The organism is Actinoallomurus spadix (genome assembly GCF_024055725.1).
Taxonomy (GTDB): domain Bacteria; phylum Actinomycetota; class Actinomycetes; order Streptosporangiales; family Streptosporangiaceae; genus Actinoallomurus; species Actinoallomurus spadix.
The window spans coordinates 231,032-247,726 of record NZ_JAMXMX010000006.1 but is presented as its reverse complement, the minus strand read 5'-3'; the positions used below and the strand labels follow the sequence as shown (position 1 = coordinate 247,726).

Annotated in this window: 16 protein-coding genes; 7 read left to right on the top strand and 9 right to left on the bottom strand. The window is 72.6% G+C overall.

What is annotated here, in order from left to right:
* Positions 1–498: 498 nt before the first annotated feature.
* Positions 499–1,374, bottom strand: a complete 876-nt coding sequence (locus tag NE235_RS11030; protein ID WP_252801446.1) for an aldo/keto reductase — start codon at positions 1,372–1,374, stop codon at positions 499–501.
* A 94-nt stretch (positions 1,375–1,468) separates the two neighbouring features.
* Between NE235_RS11030 and NE235_RS11025 the strand changes: the two genes are divergently transcribed.
* Positions 1,469–2,134 carry a DNA-binding response regulator gene (locus NE235_RS11025; protein ID WP_252801444.1) on the top strand — a complete coding sequence of 222 codons (666 nt, stop codon included), beginning with the start codon at positions 1,469–1,471 and terminating at the stop codon, positions 2,132–2,134.
* Between the two features lie 614 nt (positions 2,135–2,748).
* Here the strand turns inward: NE235_RS11025 and NE235_RS11020 are convergent.
* Together NE235_RS11020 and NE235_RS11015 are read right to left on the bottom strand one after the other, a co-directional pair.
* Entirely contained in the window at positions 2,749–3,561 is an 813-nt protein-coding gene (locus tag NE235_RS11020) for an inositol monophosphatase family protein (RefSeq protein WP_252801442.1), read from the bottom strand.
* Positions 3,558–4,472, bottom strand: coding sequence for a DUF5919 domain-containing protein (locus NE235_RS11015; RefSeq protein WP_252801440.1), 915 nt, complete (start codon positions 4,470–4,472; stop codon positions 3,558–3,560). The genes NE235_RS11020 and NE235_RS11015 overlap by 4 nt, the downstream gene beginning before the upstream one ends.
* A gap of 199 nt (positions 4,473–4,671) precedes the next feature.
* Here NE235_RS11015 and NE235_RS11010 point away from each other — a divergent pair, with 199 nt between their 5' ends.
* The 3 genes from NE235_RS11010 to NE235_RS11000 all read left to right on the top strand — a co-directional run bounded on the left by NE235_RS11010 (position 4,672) and on the right by NE235_RS11000 (position 6,144).
* Positions 4,672–4,938 carry a hypothetical protein gene (locus NE235_RS11010; protein ID WP_252801438.1) on the top strand — a complete coding sequence of 89 codons (267 nt, stop codon included), beginning with the start codon at positions 4,672–4,674 and terminating at the stop codon, positions 4,936–4,938.
* A gap of 71 nt (positions 4,939–5,009) precedes the next feature.
* Positions 5,010–5,405, top strand: coding sequence for a VOC family protein (locus NE235_RS11005; protein WP_252801436.1), 396 nt, complete (start codon positions 5,010–5,012; stop codon positions 5,403–5,405).
* A gap of 94 nt (positions 5,406–5,499) precedes the next feature.
* Positions 5,500–6,144 (top strand): class I SAM-dependent DNA methyltransferase, encoded by a 645-nt coding sequence (locus tag NE235_RS11000; RefSeq protein ID WP_406567561.1) that lies wholly within the window; start codon positions 5,500–5,502, stop codon positions 6,142–6,144.
* 9 nt (positions 6,145–6,153) lie between these two features.
* Here the strand turns inward: NE235_RS11000 and NE235_RS10995 are convergent, their stop codons facing one another.
* From NE235_RS10995 to NE235_RS10980, 4 genes are all read right to left on the bottom strand, one after another.
* Positions 6,154–7,311, bottom strand: coding sequence for a DUF4153 domain-containing protein (locus NE235_RS10995; RefSeq protein WP_308206057.1), 1,158 nt, complete (start codon positions 7,309–7,311; stop codon positions 6,154–6,156).
* 390 nt (positions 7,312–7,701) lie between these two features.
* Positions 7,702–8,733 carry a HAMP domain-containing sensor histidine kinase gene (locus NE235_RS10990; RefSeq protein ID WP_252801738.1) on the bottom strand — a complete coding sequence of 344 codons (1,032 nt, stop codon included), beginning with the start codon at positions 8,731–8,733 and terminating at the stop codon, positions 7,702–7,704.
* A gap of 5 nt (positions 8,734–8,738) precedes the next feature.
* Positions 8,739–9,422, bottom strand: a complete 684-nt coding sequence (locus NE235_RS10985) for a response regulator transcription factor (protein ID WP_252801432.1) — start codon at positions 9,420–9,422, stop codon at positions 8,739–8,741.
* A 99-nt stretch (positions 9,423–9,521) separates the two neighbouring features.
* Positions 9,522–10,118: an HDIG domain-containing metalloprotein gene (locus NE235_RS10980; RefSeq protein WP_252801430.1), complete on the bottom strand. Its 597-nt coding sequence runs from the start codon at positions 10,116–10,118 to the stop codon at positions 9,522–9,524.
* 202 nt (positions 10,119–10,320) lie between these two features.
* Between NE235_RS10980 and NE235_RS10975 the strand changes: the two genes are divergently transcribed.
* The 3 genes from NE235_RS10975 (at position 10,321) to NE235_RS10965 (ending at position 12,753) form a co-directional block, all read left to right on the top strand.
* Positions 10,321–10,725, top strand: coding sequence for a hypothetical protein (locus tag NE235_RS10975; RefSeq protein ID WP_252801428.1), 405 nt, complete (start codon positions 10,321–10,323; stop codon positions 10,723–10,725).
* 127 nt (positions 10,726–10,852) lie between these two features.
* On the top strand, positions 10,853–11,995 hold the full coding sequence (locus NE235_RS10970; RefSeq protein ID WP_252801426.1) for an MGDG synthase family glycosyltransferase: 1,143 nt from the start codon (positions 10,853–10,855) through the stop codon (positions 11,993–11,995).
* Positions 11,992–12,753, top strand: a complete 762-nt coding sequence (locus NE235_RS10965) for a polysaccharide deacetylase family protein (RefSeq protein ID WP_252801424.1) — start codon at positions 11,992–11,994, stop codon at positions 12,751–12,753. Before NE235_RS10970 ends, NE235_RS10965 begins: the two co-directional genes overlap by 4 nt.
* On the opposite strand, the gene NE235_RS10960 is transcribed toward NE235_RS10965, so the two are convergent.
* Together NE235_RS10960 and NE235_RS10955 are read right to left on the bottom strand one after the other, a co-directional pair.
* On the bottom strand, positions 12,720–15,575 hold the full coding sequence (locus tag NE235_RS10960) for a DUF5682 family protein (RefSeq protein ID WP_252801422.1): 2,856 nt from the start codon (positions 15,573–15,575) through the stop codon (positions 12,720–12,722). The genes NE235_RS10965 and NE235_RS10960 overlap by 34 nt on opposite strands.
* Complete coding sequence (locus NE235_RS10955; protein ID WP_252801420.1) at positions 15,572–16,690, bottom strand: ATP-binding protein; 1,119 nt, start codon at positions 16,688–16,690, stop codon at positions 15,572–15,574. The genes NE235_RS10960 and NE235_RS10955 overlap by 4 nt, the downstream gene beginning before the upstream one ends.
* Between the last annotated feature and the right edge of the window lie 5 nt (positions 16,691–16,695).

Genomic DNA, 16,695 nt, shown 5'->3' with positions numbered 1-16,695 from the left:
CCTGAATCTTCGACACGTTCAGGCTACGGCGAAGAGGCCCGCTTTTCGTAGATACGACTGATGAACTGTTGGCGGCGAACGGCCCGAAACCGCGACTTACACCGAAATGATCGGCGGCTTCTATCCGAATCGACGTGGGGCTGCGCGGGATATTGCGCGGCGGCTAGTTGATCAGCGTCTTCACAGCAGAGATTGACGTCGGTGTTGACGAACAGAAGGCGTACACAGGACGAATCGGGGTCCGCTGCGACGGCAAAGTGGCCGGGGCGGCGGCGAGGTGGCGGGTCCGCCGCCCGAGCGCGTACCGGATGCTCGGTGGCCGCGTCTGCGGAAGGGGCTGAACCCCCGACAGGCCGGCACCCCGGGTGGGCCTTCTCCGAGCATCCGGTACGGCGGCCGCAGGACCGCCCGCGCCGGCCCCGTACATTTCACCAGGTCGCTGCGCGCGCGATCATCGCACGCGCGTCGGCTGCGGCGGCGCGGCCGTCGGCATGTCGCTCAGGAGGTGAGGTCGGCCAGGTCGTCCTCGGTGAGGTGGACGCCGGCGGCGGCGATGTTGTCCTCCAGGTGGTTCAGCGAGCCCGTCCCCGGGATGGCGAGCATGACGGGGGAGGACGCCAGCAGCCAGGCCAGGGCGACCTGCTCGGGTGTGGCGTCGTGGCGCGCCCCGACCTTCGCCAGGCGGTCCTTGTCGAGCGGCCGGTCCCCGCCGCCGAGCGGGAAGAACGGCACGAACGCGATGCCGAGCTCCGTGCACTGGGCGAGCAGCCCGGAGTCGTCGCCGTACTGCACGTGGAAGTGGTTCTGCACCGCGGCGACCGGGGCGATCGCGCGGGCCTCGGCGAGCTGGGCCGCGTCGACGTTGCTGACGCCGAGGTGACGGATGAGTCCCTCCTCGCGCAGCCCCGCCAGCACCGCGAACCGCTCGGCGATCGACTGACCGCCGGGCCCGCCCCTGCCGCCGACCCGCAGGTAGACCAGGTCGAGACGGTCGACGCCGAGACGGCGCAGGTCCTCCTCGACCAGGCCACGCAGTTGGTCGGGCGTCGCCTCCCCGCTCGGGTAACCGTCCGGGCCCCGCAGCGGCCCGACCTTCGTGGCGATCACCAGGTCGGAGGCGTACGGGGACAGCGCCTCGCGGATCAGTTCGTGGGCGTGGACGTCGTCGCGCCCGTAGAAGCCGGCCGTGTCGATGTGATTCACGCCGAGTTCCACGGCGCGGCGCAGCACCGCGATGCCGTTCTCCGGGGTGCGGGTCGGCCCGTCGAAGGTGCCCACGGGGAGTCGCATCGCGCCGAAGCCGAGGCGGTTGACGCGCAGGTCGCCACCGAGGAGGAAGTCGCCGCCGTCGGCGGCCGTCACGTTCGTCGTCATGCCTTCGACTCTGGCCCGACGCCGCCGGACGGGCGAGCGGGTGGCAGCAAGCTGCCAGTTGCCGCGGCGTCGGCGGCTGGTCAGACTGGATGGCGTGAGCGGCAATCAGCAGGTCATCACCATTCACGGTGAGCAGGAGCTCGTCGCGCGCGCCGGGCACCTGTTCGAAGGAGCGAGGTCGGAGTTCGTCTGCGCGGCCACGGACCTGAAGACCTGGTCGCGTCCGACGACGCGGGCGTCCATGGCCGGCCGGGTCCACCGAGCCGACGGCCTGGTGATCCGTAAGCTCTACACCCCTGTCGCGCTGGCGGATGAGGAGCAGCGGAGCCACCTGCTCGAGCGCGTGTCGGTGGGCGCCCGGATCCGGATCTGCCGCACCGGGTTGCTGCAACACGAGACGATCATCATCGATCGGCGCGTCATGATCCTCGCGGGGGCCGAGGTCGCGGGCGACCGCGAGTTCACCGTCACCACGTCACCGACTTTGATCAGTGGGGTGTACGCACTGTTCGAGGCCACGTGGGAGGCCGCCACGGACCTGACCGCGTACCTCCGCAGCGACCCGCCGCAGGTCGACGCGGAGGGCCGGCGAGTCCTGCGGGCGCTCGGCGAGGGGCTCACCGACGAGGCCGCCGCCCGGCGGCTGGGCCTTTCGCTGCGGACCTACCGGCGGCGGGTGGCCGAGCTGATGCGGCTGCTGGATTCGGATTCGCGATTCCAGGCCGGCGTGCACGCCGGGGAGTTCGGGCTGATCTCCTGATCCGACGCGTCGCCCGCCGGGTCAGCGGTGCACACGCTTGCACTTCTCGGGCGATCTGCGAAGCCCGGGCGGGCAGTCGCTCGAAGGCGCGGCCGGGCCGGTACCCGGGGACGTCGAGCCGGTTCCGGGCGAGGTGGACCCGCTTCCGGGCGAGGTCGGAGTGCTCAACCGGCCGCCGTTCGAGGGACCGCCGCTTCGCGTCGGCACACTCCGCAGGGCCGGGGACGGCGTCTGCTCGCGCAGCGCGGACCTGGCCCTCGGTGTTCCACGTGACGTGGATGACGTGGGCGTGGGGCCGCCGGCCGCCTCGTCCTTACCAGGCGAAGAGACGATCATGCCAAGCGCGATCACCGTGGCCCCGACGGCAAGGATTCCACCGACCAACAGGGCCTGCCGGCCTTGTAGGCGGTGTCCCCACCGTAGCCACCCGGCGGCGATGGCGGCTATGCCCGATTTGTCACGATGTCGACCACTCACACGAGCAGGGTAGCGATCTCTCGATTCGGTGGAGACAACCCTTCGTCGGCGACCACTCCGGCTCTTGCTCTTCCGGAACGGCGGCGAATCGCCGCTGAACGTGTCTCCGCACCCGGGATCGGCGCCGACCGTATCGGTCAGGCGGGCGCGAGGCCGTCCAGGGTGCGGCCGACCAGCGCGCTGATCTGCTCCGCGACGCCCGGCGCCGCCGCGATGGTGGCGGCCGAGTCGGCCGTGTGCTCGCCGCCGTCCTGGTCCAGGACCACGGCGCCGGCCTCGCGGGCGATGGCGACCCCGGCCGCGGTGTCCCACGGCTTGTTGGACATGGCCAGGCTGATGTCGAGTCTGCCTTCGGCGACCCAGGCCAGGTCGATGGCCGAGGAGCCCAGCATCCGTACCCGCTGCACCTCGGCGGCCAGCGCGGCGGTCAGCGCCAGGCGCAGGCGGTTCTTCTCCGCCGCGTCCGTCCCGACGGCGTAGTCGCCGACGGCAACGATCGCGTCCCGCAGCCGGCCGGTCGAGCTGGCCGTGATGCGCCGCTCGCCGAGATGGGCGCCGCCGTGTTCGACGGCCGAGTAGCGGGCGTCGAGGAAGGGCAGGTCGATCACTCCGAGGACCGCGCGGCCCCGGCGCAGCAGGCCGAGGGAGACGCCGCACAGCGGGAGCCCGTGCACGAAGTTGGCCGTGCCGTCGATCGGGTCGAGCGCCCACAGCAGTTCACCGCCGGCGTCGCCGGTCACGCCCTCCTCTTCGCCGAGGATCGGCACGCCGGGCGTACGGTCGCGCAGGTGTGCCCGTACGGCGCGTTCGACGGCGTAGTCGAGGTCGGTGGCCATGTCCCGGTCGCCCTTGGCGGTGAGCAGGCCGGGTGCCCGGGAGCGGATCAGGTCGGTGGCTGTGGTGACGGCGTCCAGAGCGACGGGGAGCAGTGCTCCGACGGACGTCGTCATACCGGGCGGCTCCGTTCCGACAATTCGCGGTAGATCTGCTCAAAAGTGTTATACAGCCCCGTCCCGGTCGGGTCACGGCGGAGCAGGAAGGTCGGCGAGTCCACGCCGCGCGCCTGGGGCAGGTACGGCTGCATGACGCAGGTCGCACCGTCGATCAGCACGATGCCGAACCGGATCGTCTCGTCGTACACCGCGAGCGACAACCGGTCCCGTACCTCGGCGGGCAGCCGGTCGCGGACGCGGGACAGCACCTCGATGTTGAGCTTCGTCAGCGTCGAGAGGAAGTGGTCGGTGTAGCCCTCCTCCCGTTCGCGTGCCCTGATGGCCTCGCCGTCCGGGTCGAGGAACAGGCACTCGAGCCGGGCACCGCTCTGCACGAGCCGCCGCAGCCGCTGGTCCGGGTACTGCTGGCAGAGGAGGTTCAGGGAGAGCCCGGCCGCCCTGATCTCCTGCGCGTCGTCGAACATCGCCTGCGGCGGCATGGCGCAGGTGAACTCCGCCCGGGTCGTGAAGACCGCGGCGACATCGGACAGGGGCGGATCCGGCGTGACCGGTGCGTCGAGCGGTGCCACGTGGGCGGGTGCGGGCTCACCCCGCATCGGCGGGGACGCCGGACCGCCCGGCGGACGCGTCGGGTCGGCGAGCAGGAGGCCGTCCGGGCACGGTGCGAACAACTGGTCGACCGTCCACCCGGGGAACATCCTCTGCAGGACGCGGCAGTGGTCGGTGTGCGGCAGGCGTTTGAGCCCACCGGAGATCCAGCGGTGCAGTTGGGCACGGCTCGGAGCGGTGCCGACGAGTTCGCGATCGACTTTCTTCGCCGCGTTCTCATAAGCGGCGCGAAACATGCCATATCGCGCTAATTGCCGCTGCTGGACAAGAACATTGAGCAGGATCGGTCGTTGCACCATGATTCCGCCCCTTCACCTGTGTCAGTGCAGGTACAGGCTAGCCAGCATTTATGCGCACGACGAGACGAATTCGCGACAGAGGCAAGACATTGGTGCTGAAAAAGCGCCTTCGATGACATCGAGACGAAACAGCGAGACGAGGGATGCTATCGCCGAGGGTGAGGGACCTGTTCCCCGGGGGCGTTGGAGGGTAGCGGCGGTGAGCGCCGATCACAGTGAGAAAATGCGGCTTCTGGTGGCGTTGTGCCGGGAACTGGCCAGACTCGGGCTGCCGTCGGTGATGAGCGACGCACGGCCGGCCCTGTCCGTCGGCGGCGGCCCGGCCGATCCCAAAGTGTGGATCTCCGTGAGTCCCTGCGGCGAATTCTACGAATGGTGCCCGGGATCCGGAGATCGCGTTCCGGCGACCAGCCCCGAATACGCCGCCGCGCGCATCGCGGGACGCCTTCGCGCGCGAACCGGTTGAATGCCCGCGAGGCTCAGGCGAGATCATTTTCGTCCAAGGCGGCGGGCCGGCCGTGCGGGCATCGTCGGAGGATGACGAAGAACGCGTTGCCCCGCGTACGACCCCAGCCGCTCCTCTCGGTGGCGGACGTCGAGCGGGCGAGCCGCTGGTACCAGCGGATTCTCGACGCCACCAGCGGCCACGGCGGACCGGAGTACGAGCAGCTGCTGGTCGATGACGTGATGATCCTGCAACTGCACCGGCTCGAGGTCGGACACCACCACGGGGCCCTGGCCGACCCGGCGTGCCCGCTCGGCAACGGCGTCGCGCTCTGGTTCGAGACGCCGGCCTTCGACGCCGTCGTCGAGCGCGTCCGGCGGGCGAACGCCCATGTCGTCACGGACGTGCACGTCAACCCGAACGCCGGGCATCGGGAGATCTGGCTCCGCGATCCCGACGGCTACCTCGTCGTCGTCGCGGAGCCCTGATGATCCGGCCGTCTCGGTCCCGTACGCCCGCATTCGGCGGGGTCCGCTCAGCCGTCGGTCACGACCGTGACCGGCCGGTCTAGGGTCGTCTATCGTGATCGAATCCTCCCTGGACGCCACCCGGACGGCGTACGACGCCATCGCCGTCCTGTACGCCGACCTGTTCCGCAACGCCCTCGACGAGGCCCCGCTGGACCGCGCGATCATCGGTGCCTTCGCCGATCTCGTACGGCCCGGCGGTGGGCAGGTCGCGGACCTCGGGTGCGGCCCCGGCCCGAACACCGCCTACCTCAACTCCCTCGGCGTCCCCGCCTTCGGGATCGACCTCTCGCCGACGATGATCGAGCTGGCGCGCAAGGAGTTCCCGGACCTGCGGTTCGAGGAGGGCTCGATGACCGCCCTGGACCTGGCCGACGGCGCGGTGGGCGGGGTGCTCGCGTGGTACTCGATCATCCACCTGCCGCCGGAGGAGCTGCCCGCGGTGTTCGCGGAGTTCGGCCGGGTGCTCGCCCCGGGCGGCCACCTCCTGCTCGGTTTCTTCACGACCGACGACGAAGCGCCGCACCCAACCGAGCCCTTCGACCACAAGGTGACCACGGCCTACCGGCTGTCCATCGACCACGTCGCGGACCTCGCGCGCGGGGCCGGCCTGGTCGAGGTGGCCCGGATGCGCCGCGAGCCGGGCGAGAACGAGCGCTTCCTGCACGGCCGCCTCCTCGTCCGCAGGCCCGCGGAGTGAGGTGACTCCTCAGCAGGCGGGCGGCCGGGTGACCGGGCGCCTGCCGAGGAGGTCCCGCGCCCGGGCCCTGGAGAGGTTGAACCGGGTCCAGGAGTCCCCGTCGTCGAGCGACTCCGCGAGATGGTGCAGGACGCAGGAGCGCTGCGGCTCGGGGAGACGGTCGAGGGCGGGGACCGCGTCGGCGGACAGGCCCGCCAGGTAGGCCAGGTCGGCGCTGCCGGTGTGCCGGAAGCGAGCGACGTCGTGGGCGGCGATGAACCCGTCTGGGTTGAACAGGCCCAGAGCCAGCAGGCCGACGGCGCCGCTCGCGGCCACCGCGCGGGGCAGCCAGGCCGCCCGGAGGCGGATGCCGGCGATCGCGACCAGCAGGACGACCAGTCCCAGCCACAGTTCGAAGGCGTGCACCCACAGCCGCAGCCGCGTCCAGCCGTACGCCTCCTCGTAGAGGAAGAGGCGGCGCAGCGCGACGGCCACGACCACGAGTGTCAGGGCACAGAGCAGGCCGAGGAGCGTACGGACGGTGGCCCGGTCCGCCCGGCTCCTCACCGGCGCGTACCGGACCGCGACGGCCACGACGAGGAGGACCAGGCCGGTCACGACCAGCAGTTGCCAGAAGCCCCGTCGCGCGTACTCGGCGTAGGTCAGTCCCGTCGACCGCAGCAGCCGGTCCCGGTCGCCGGCCAGCAGGACGTCGGCCTGGACCGCGACGAAGCCGAGGAACAGCAGGTCGAGGGCGACGATGGGGATGGCCCACGGCGTACGGCCGACGTCGGAGGGGGCCGGAGGCCGGCGGAACCGCGGCGGGGCCATGGCCAGGAACGCTCCGGTCAGCACCGCGACGATGCTCCCGCCGAAGACGAAGATCCTCGTGACGAGCGACCACGCCCCGACGTGGGGGAACAGCCCGGTGACGGCGCGGCCGAAGGCGGCGTCCGCCGTGGCGAACAGCGCGCCGAAGACCAGGAGGAGCGCGCCGGCGAGCACCAGGGAGCCGACCACCGGCCCGGTCGGCCGACGCCCGGAACGGACGAGCGTGCTCACCCCGCGGCCCGCCCACGGCACCGCGCGCGGGACGGCCGGGATGAACGCGAGTCCCCCGCCGGCCAGGTCGATCCACGTACGGCCCCCGGTCAGGGCGTACGACCCGAGCGGCACGGCGAGGGCGATCGCCCAGGGCGACGATCCAGCCGGCGTCGACGAGCACGGGCAGTGCCGACAGCGCCAGCGCCAGGGCCGCGAACGCCATCGACGTACGGTTCCGGCGGGCGACCGGGAACAGGGCCGCGATCGCGGCGGCCGCGACGACCGGCACGTTCACCCCCGGGCGCCCCGGGAGCAGCGCGGCGGTGAGCACGCCCGTCGCCACGGCGCGGACCGGCAACCCGTACGACATCGGCCTCGCCGGCTCGGGCCACTCGGCGATCACCAGCGGATCCCTGCGCGGGAGACCGGCCGGGCCGCGCGGAATCGTCGCGGACGTGGCCGGTATTCCCACCGTCGGCGGTGCCGTACCGGGACCGGGAGACGGGTCCGGCCGGGAATGCGGCGGAGGCAGGGTCATGACGATCCTTCGGGAGGCTGGGGAAGCAGGACGCGGATGAGGCAGCCACCGGGAGAGTCGGCGACGGCGATCTCACCGCCGTGCAGGTCGACCACCCAGCGGGCGATGGCGAGCCCGAGACCCGTCCCCCCGCCGGAGGTCCCGGCCGGCGAGGCGGAGCTGCGGATGAAGCGTTCGAAGACCTGCGCGCGCTCGGCGACCGGGATGCCCGGCCCCTCGTCCCGTACCTCCAGGCAGAAGGTCTGGGCGCGCGTCGTCGCGGTGATCGTCACGGCGCCGCCGGGCGGGCTGTGCCGGGCCGCGTTGTCGAGCAGGTTGGCGACGACCTGATGCAGCCGGTCGCGGTCGGCGCGGACGACCAGTCCCGGTTCGGTCCGCACCGTGAACACCGGGCCCGGGTGGCCGACGCGGGCCTCGGTGACGGCGCTCTCCAGGAAGGGACCGATCTCGAAGTCCAGCAGGTCCAGGGAGACCGCACCCGCCTCGACCCGCGACAGGTCGAGCAGCTGGGTGACCAGACGGCCCAGGCGTTCGGTCTGGGCGAGGGCGCCTTCGAGCACCTCCGGCTCGGCCGGGGTGACGCCGTCGGCGACGTTCTCGAGGATCGCCTGCAACGCGGCGATGGGCGTGCGCAACTCGTGCGACACGTTGGCGACGAACTCGCGGCGCTGACGTTCGACCTCGGCCAGGTCGTCCGCCATCCGGTTGAAGGCCCTGCCCAGGTCGCCGACCTCGTCGCGGGACGTCACCCGGACCCGGCGGCGGTAGTCACCGCGCGCCATCGCCCGCGCGACGGCCGTCATCTCGCGCAGCGGCGCCGTCATGCCGTGCGCCAGGATCTGCGTCATCACCACCGAGATCACCAGCGCGGCCGGCAGGGTGATCCGGCCGCGGAAGCCCAGGCCGTACCCCCAGACCATCAGCAGCCCGCCGGCGCAGGCGTTGCAGACGGCCAGCACCCCGAGCTTGATCTTGATCGACCGCATCGGGTCGAGGGGGCGCGGCAAGGCCGTCCACAGCCTGTGCATGACGCTCACGACCCGGCCTCCAGCGCGTAACCCACGCTGTGGACGGTCCTGATCAGGTTCGCGCCGAGCTTGCGGCGCAGCGCCTTGATGTGGCTGTCCACCACCCGGGTACCCGCACCATCCGCCCAGTCCCACACCTCCTCCAGCAACACCGCCCTGGTCAGCACGGCCCCCGGCGTACGGGCGAGACAGTCGAGCAGGTCGTACTCGGTGGGAGTCAGGTGCACGAGCGCCCCGTCGACGGCGACCCTGCGGGCCGCACGGTCGATCTCCAGCGGGCCGAGCCGCAGCACGTCACGGGCCGGGACGGCCGCCAGCGCCGCCGCGTGCTCGACCCGGCGCAGCAGGGCACGGACGCGTGCGGTCAGCTCCCGCATGCTGAACGGCTTGGTCAGGTAGTCGTCGGCCCCCACCGCCAGCCCGACGATCAGGTCGGTCTCGTCGTCGCGTGCCGTCAGCATCAGTACGGGCACCGGTCGTTCCGCCTGGATACGCCGGCAGACCTCCAGCCCGTCGAAACCGGGCAGCATCAGGTCGAGCACGACCAAGTCAGGCCGGTACTCCCCGAAGGCGGCCACGGCGGCGGGCCCATCGGCGACCGTCCGCACCTCGAAGCCCTCGGCCGCCAGCCGGTCGGCGACCGCCTGCGCGATGATGGGCTCATCCTCCACGACCAGGATCCGTTGCATGGCGGCGAGCCTAGGATCCGCGTGCGGAGATCCCCCGGACGATCTGTGTGGAATTCGTGAAGATCCGGCGCGGGAACGGTCCCGCCGGTGACCGGGCCGCTACGCCGCCCGATGCCCGTACGCGGCGGCGAGCGGCGCCAGGTCGGGCGTTCCATAGCGCTCGCGCAGCTCCTCGAACCGCGCGACCTTGTCCTCCCCGAACCGGCGCAGCCGGGCGGCGTAGGAGGCGGCGGAGAGGAAGGCCGGCGGGTCGCTCTTGGTGTGGAACTTGTCGGCGTACATGACCAGCTCCTCCTCCCGCGACTCCGCCACATAGTCGGCGACCGGCAGGGGGAGTTCCTGCCTCCGCACGTCGTCGCGGGTGATCCCCACCCCGGTGTGGCAGGAGCAGAAGCGGCGGAGGACGGCGGACAGCCCTTCGTCCCTCAGCAGTTCGTGGCCGAGTATCCCGTGCCGGATGTAGCCCGCCTCGTCCATCCGTCCCGTGTCGTCGTACAGGCGGTAGACGCCGATGTCGTGCAGCAGGGCACCGGCGCGGACGAGGTCCGCGTCGACACCCGGGGCACCGCCGGACAGGAGCTGCTCGGCGATCCCGCAGACGATCTCACAGTGCGTGTACACGAGCTCGAATGCCGCCTCCGTCGGCGCGTGCCGCTCATGCAACGCACGGATCTCTTCGTCGGTGGGGACGATCACGCCGAGAGTCTAACGACGCGCGTCTCCACCTGACAGTGGCCCCGTCCGCGCAGGTCAGCGCCTTCCCTGGAGCAGGCGGGAGGGCCGGAGGTGAACGTGGTGCCACCCCGAATCGGATGACCGCGCTACTGCTCTCGGATGCCTCCGCGCACGACGCTGGTGCCGTGCCCGACAAGCCGGGCACGGAAGGAGATCCACCCCCATGGCCACCAGCGCGACGCCCGCCGACCACCGGCTGACCGGAACCCCCTGGGCCGTCCGGATCGGCCGGGGCGAGGCGGGCCGGGCCGCGCTGGAGGTGTACGACGCGGAGACGCTCGTCGACGTCGTCGTCGAGACGCCGGTGGCGCCGGAGACCCTGCGGGGCGCCCGGCGCGGCGTCTCCGCCGGCCGCCCGTGCGCCATCGCCTGGGGCCGGCTCCCGGCCGGAACGGACCTTCCCGAGGTGCTGTTCGCGGGCTGGACGCGCCGGTGCCCGGCCGACGTGTTCCTCGTCGGCGGATTCTGCTGGCTGGCCGTCGCGCACGGCCGGTTCACGACCGTCCGCGTCACCCATCGCGGGACCCCGTGCGGGCGCCTCCGCATCCGGGACGGCCACCGGCCCTGACCACCCGCCATGACCACCGGCCCTGACCACCCGCCCGCCGGTCCCGCGCGCCCGGCGGTCCCGGCTCCCCCTCCAGATCCGGCCCTCGCGGCCGGGCCCCCACCACGACATGGACAGGCATCCACCAGTGAACACCTCCCTCACCCGGCCCGGCGGCGGCCACCACGTCACGATCGTGTCGGCCAGCGTCGGCGCGGGCCACGACGGCGCGGCCGACGAACTGGCCCGGCGGCTCCGCGACGCCGGGTTCTCCGTCGACCGCCATGACTTCCTGGACCTGCTGCCCGCCTCGCTCGGACGGCTGCTGCGGCAGGCGTACGCGATGCAGCTGCGGGCCGCGCCGGAGAGCTGGGAACACCTGTTCACCGCACTGGACCGGCGGCGGAACCTCGCGGCGGCCGTGCGGGGCCTGAGCGGGCTCGCCGCGCGACGCATCGCCCGCACGGCCGCACCGGAATCCGCGGCCGTCATCTCGACCTACCCCCTCGCGAGCCAGGCACTGGGCCGGTTGCGGCGGCGCGGCGCGCTGCGAGCACCGGTCGTCACGTACCTCACCGACCTGTCCGTGCATCCGCTCTGGGTCGCGGACGGGGTCGACCTGCACCTCGCGCTGCACCCGGAGACGGCGGCGGAGGCCCACCGGCTCGGCGCCGCCGACGTACGGGTGTGCGCACCGGCCGTACGGCCCGGGTTCCGGCCGCCGTCCTCGGTCCTCGAACGGCGGATGGCGCGGCTGCGCCTCGGCCTGCCCGACGACGAGCGGCTGGCCCTGATCACCGCGGGGTCCTGGGGCAGCGGCGACGTCGCGGCGACCGTGCGCGACGTCGCCGCGACCGGGCTGGTGACCCCCGTCGTGGTGTGCGGGCACAACACGGCGCTGCGCGAGCGGCTCACCCGTACCGGCATGGGCATCACCCTCGGCTGGGTCGAGGACATGCCCGCGTTGATGCGCGCCTGCGACGTCGTCGTGCAGAACGCGGGCGGCCTCAGCTCCCTCGAGGCGCTGGCGTCCGGCCTGCCCATGCTCAGCTACCGCTGCCTCCCCGGCCACGGCAGGGCGAACGCCGCCGTCCTGGAGAAGGCCGGCTGGGCACCGTGGGCCCGCCACGTGGACCGGCTCCCGGAGGCGCTGTTCGCGGCGCTGACCACCCCCCTCACCGCAGGTCCTCCACACGCCGCGGATCCGGTGGCGATCGTCGCCGCCCTCGCGACCGAGCGGGACACGGCGGGCGCGCCCGAGCTGGCCGTGGTGGCAGAGGGCGCCCGATGAACGCCGCGCGCCTCCGCCCCGTCCGGCGGGGCTCGCGGGCGGCCGTCGCCGCGGCGGGTCTCCTGGCCGCCGCGCACGCGGCCCCGGCGATCACGTCGATCGGCCCGCTGCGCCGCCGTTCGTTCCCGGCCCTGGCCGGTGTCGGAGACCCCGGCCATGTGGCGCTCACGTTCGACGACGGACCGGATCCGCGCTCGACCCCGGCGTTCCTCGCCGCGCTGCGGGAGTACGAGGTGACGGCGACGTTCTTCCTTCTCGGCCGGATGCTGACCGAGGCACCGAACGTGGGGAGGGAGCTGGCCGACGCCGGGCACGAGATCGCGGTGCACGGCTGGGCGCATCGTTGCATGCTGCTGCGCGGCCCCGCCGCCGCGTACGACGACCTGGCGCGGGCGGTGGAGACGATCGTCGCCGTCACGGGGACGGTGCCGCGCTGGTACCGGCCGCCGTACGGGGTGCTGAGCGCGCCGGCGCTGCGGGCGGCGCGCCGGCTCGGCCTCACGCCGGTGCTGTGGACGAACTGGGGCCGCGACTGGACGCGCGCGGCCACCCCCGCGTCCGTCCTCGCGACCGTGACCCGTGATCTCGACGGGGGAGCGACCGTGCTCCTCCACGACTCCGACTGCACGTCGGCACCGGAGTCGTGGCGGAACACGCTCGGCGCGCTGCCTCCGCTCCTGGATGAGGTGCGGGACCGTGGCCTGGCGGTGGGCCCGCTACGCGATCACGGCCTCCCGATGAGCGCCGCCACGGCGTGAGCGGTGCCGTCGTGGGCGGCCAGCAGAGCGGCGACCGGGCCGTGCCCGGCCCCGCCGGGAGCCGGGCGCCATCCGGCGTCGTACCCGAGCAGCCCGGCCACGGCGTCGCACACCGCCGGGTGCGCGGCCACGAGGTCCGCCGCCGCACCGGCCGACGCCGGAACCGGAGCCGGTACCGACGCGGCCGGCCGCCGCGCGGACCACGGCGGGACCCAGGCGTCGACGGCGGGCAGGGAGGCGGGGAACATCCGGCCCGCCTCCCGCACGAGGACCGGCACCAGCTCGGCCGCCTCGTCCCGCAACGTGGTGATCAGCTTGGGCAGCCAGGGGAGCAGGACGGGATCGGGCAACCGGGCGAACGCCTTCGACATCACCTCGACGACGACGGGGGCCAGCGACGGGACCGGCTCGAGTGCCTGCACGAAACCGCTGAGGTACAGCGGGATCGACGGGACGACGAGCGGGTTGGCCAGCAGCTCGTCGTACCGCGCGCGTAGCTCGGCCACCGGCAGCAGCCCGAGCTGTGACCGGGCCGCCCACAGCAGCGCGATCCTGGCGGGTGCCTCCGGGTGCGACTGGCGTACGGCGAGTTCGAGCTGGGAGTGGTCGCAGCCCAGCGACAGCGCGAGGCTCTCCATGCTGAACAGGAAGCCCAGCATGGCCGCGACCTGCCGGACGCCGGTGTCCTCGTCCAGGAACGCGGTCGGCAGCAGCGTGCAGTAGTGCGCGTACCCGGCGGTGACGAAGCGTTCGCACCACTTCGGCAGGGTGGCCTGGGTGGTGCGGTAGTACGCGAGCAGCCGGCGGATCCGGCGCAGCACGTCGGGCGCGTCGTCCACGGTGCGCTCGGCCGCGAGGAGTTCGACGGCGCGGTTCCCGAGGTCGTCGGCGATCCGGCCGCCGCCGAGATAGAGGATGGCGTCCTCCACGGCCGTCAGCGCCACCGCGGCGGTCGCCTTCGGGTCCGCCACCGTACGGCGCAGTCGCCGCTCCAGCACCTGCTCGATCGTGACGCCCTCGTACCCGAGCTCGACGATCGACCGCTGGTGACGGCCGAGGTCCAGGTCCCAGCTCTCCTGGATGGGGCGTTCACCGAGCCGCCGGGAGCCCATGATGGGGCGTACGGCGTTGTCCGGCAGCAGGCGGCGCAGCACCCACAACAGGTCGGAGCAGGGCCGCAGCTCCGGGCTCGCGTCCAGGTCGAGCAGGGCGCGCTGGATCGTGCGCTTGGTGAGGTCGAGCCCCAGCGGCTCCAGCCGGTCGAGGACGTCACGGGCCAGCGGCGGGAGCGAGTCGTAGCCGACCTGACCGACGCGGTCGCCGCCGAGCAGGATCTCGCAGAGCCGGCGCACGTCCCGGCGGCCCGGCACGGTGTCCTTCTCGATGCAGGTGACCGCCGCGTCCTGGAAGTCGTACGGCGTGGGGCGGCCCCGGCCGCGCAGCCCCGCGAGCAGGACCGACGTCTCGTACACGGCGATGGCGTCGGCCGTGCTCGCGAGGTACCCGTTGCGCCGGGCCAGCCGGACGATGTCGACGCACCAGCCGAGCAGTTCGTCCTCGTCCAGGCCGTTCGGGGCGGGCGGCCGGGACAGGAACCCGGACAGCCGGTCCGCGACCGGCCCGCCCGGCTCGGGCGCCCGCCGGGTCCGTACGGTCTTCGGCTTCTCCCCCTTCTGGCCTTTCAGCCGGTACGGCGTGACGCCGCCGCCCTTCACCGCCTTCGCCCAGGTGGCCGCGGCGATCGACACGGACCCGGGCGCCAGGCCGAACTGCGCCTCGATGGCGGAGTGGCTGGAGGGGATCAGGCCGTACTGCCAGCGGGTCGCCGTACGCGGGGTGATCTCGTACGGCGTGTCGGCGCGCAGGCCGAACTGCTCGACGCGGCTGGCCGCGTGGAACGCGCCGCAGACGTACAGGCACCGCGCCGGGTCGGCGCCGGAGGCGGCGAGGTGCTCGCGCATGCGGGTCCACATGTAACGCTCGCGGTCCTCGTCCCGGTCGTGCCGGGCGTCCCGCTCCGGGCGCAGCCGCCGGAACAGACTGCCGATCATCACCATGACCTGGCGGTAGGTGTCGTAGTCGGCGCCGGTGAGGGGCTGCTCGACGTACTGGTCCCACCACTCGGACCAGTGCCGGACCTTCCCGTGGTGCAGCAGGTGCGCCTCGAGCTCGGCGAACCGGGGCCGCAGGTCGCCGATCTCGATGCCGACCGCGTCCCCGTGCAGGGCCGCGTCCTCGCCGCCGGTCTCCGACTCGACACCGTCCTCCGGCTCACCGCCACCGGCCGCGGGCTCGCCGCCGTCGGCCGGGGAATCGTCGCGGGGCTGCCATTGGAAGACGTGGTCCGTCGAGCGGTCGACGAGGACGAGCTCGACGCCGGGCGTGTCGAGGGCGTACGCGATGGCCTGGTACTCCGCCGACGCCTCGGTGACGGGCGCGACCACGCTGAGCGGCGACCACTCCGCCGGGAAGCCGTCCAGCTCGGTGGCGAACGCCTGCAACGCGACCGGCAGCCGGCAGTTGCGCAGCTCGTCGAGCAGCGGCCGCAGGTCCTCGCAGAGTTCAAGGTAGATGACGGCGGGCCGCTTCTCGCGCAGCCGCCGCGCCATGGCCAGCGCCGACGCGGGCGAGTGATGGCAGACCGGGAAGATCTCCAGCTCCTCTCGCAGCGCCCGGTCGACGTCCTCGACCAGGCCGGCCAGGATGCCGGGCACCGGATCCGCGCCACCGGTGCCCTCCCCGGCGAACGCCGCAGCCGCGTCCAGCAGCTGCGAGCGCAGCGCCCCGAACGGCCCCGGCAGCGTGTCCTCGATCTCGGTCATGAGAGGGTGCCCAGCGCCTGGCGGCCGCCCTCCAGGAACGCCTGCCACGGCGCGCCGTCGTCCTCCCTGCTGCGCGGCTCGATCACGCCGTGCCAGAACTTGTTGAGGATCGCCAGGTCCTCCGGACTGCGGCGGGCGAGCGAGCCCACCAGCGAACCGGCGAGCGTCTCCGCCCGGAGCGTACGGTCGCCGAAGAACTGGCTGTGCAGGATGGCGTCCTCCAGCACGCCGATCTGCTCCGCCGTGGACAGCGCCGACTCCAGCTTCTCGTCGTCGCTGGTGGCCGAGGCCGCGGCCGCGCGCAGGTCGGCGAAGCTCTGCAGCAGGATGTCCAGCAGCGTGGGCGGCACCTCCAGTTCGATCCGGTGCCGGCGCATCAGCTCCGCCGTGCGGAAGCGTACGATCTCCGCCTCGCTGCGCTTGTTCGTCACCACCGGGATGCGGACGAAGTTGAACCGCCGCTTGAGAGCGGACGACAGGTCGTTGACGCCCCGGTCGCGGCTGTTGGCGGTGGCGATGATCGAGAAGCCGGGCTTGGCGAAGACGATGTTGTCGTCGTCGAGCTCGGGGATGGAGACGTACTTCTCCGACAGGATCGAGATCAGGGCGTCCTGCACGTCGCTGGTCGACCGGGTCAGCTCCTCGAACCGCCCGATCATCCCCTGCTCCATCGCCGTCATGATCGGCGAGGGGATCATCGACTCACGGGACTGCCCCTTGGCGATCACCATCGAGACGTTCCAGGAGTACTTGATGTGGTCCTCGGTGGTGCCCGCCGTCCCCTGCACGACCAGCGTCGAGTTACGGCAGATCGCCGCGGACAGCAGCTCGGCGAGCCAGCTCTTGCCGGTGCCGGGATCGCCGATCAGCAGCAGGCCGCGGTCGGAGGCGAGCGTCACGATGCTCCGCTCGACGAAGCTCCGGTCACCGAACCACTTCTGCGGGATCTCCCGGTCCAGCCCGTCGGCCCGCTCCGAACCCAGGATGAACAGCCGGACCATCCGCGGGCTGAGCCGCCAGGAGAACGGCTTGGGCCCGTCGTCGATCGACTCCAGCCAGTCCAGCTCCTCGGCGTACTTGACCTCGGCCGGGGCGCGCAGCATCTCGTCGGTCATCGTTG